This window comes from Nocardioides antri (assembly GCF_008373765.1).
GTDB classification, from domain to species: domain Bacteria; phylum Actinomycetota; class Actinomycetes; order Propionibacteriales; family Nocardioidaceae; genus Nocardioides; species Nocardioides antri.
The window spans coordinates 1-290 of sequence record NZ_VUJW01000041.1 but is presented as its reverse complement, the minus strand read 5'-3'; the positions used below and the strand labels follow the sequence as shown (position 1 = coordinate 290).

The 290-nt window shown below is 80.3% G+C and carries 1 pseudogene; it reads right to left on the bottom strand.

Annotation, left to right across the window (positions count from 1 at the left end):
- Window positions 1–190, bottom strand: a pseudogene (locus F0U47_RS20350) (sensor histidine kinase); the annotation flags it as partial.
- Between the last annotated feature and the right edge of the window lie 100 nt (window positions 191–290).

Here is a 290-nt window from a genome sequence, read left to right as displayed (position 1 = left end):
CGTCGTCGACGGTCACCACCAGCCGGCCGTCGTCGACCCGCAGTGCGACGTCGGCGCGGCTCGCCTGGCTGTGCTTCGCGATGTTGGTCAGCGCCTCGGCGACGACGAAGTACGCCGCCGTCTCGGCCTGCGGGGGCAGCGGCTCCGCCTCGGCGACGACGTGGACCGGGATCGCCTGTCCGGACGCCATCTCGCGGACGGCGACCGCGAGGCCCCGGTCGGCGGGCCGCGGGGGGGCGGGCCCCCGGGGGGGCGCCCCCCGCCCCCCCCCCCGCTCCCGCGGCTGCGGG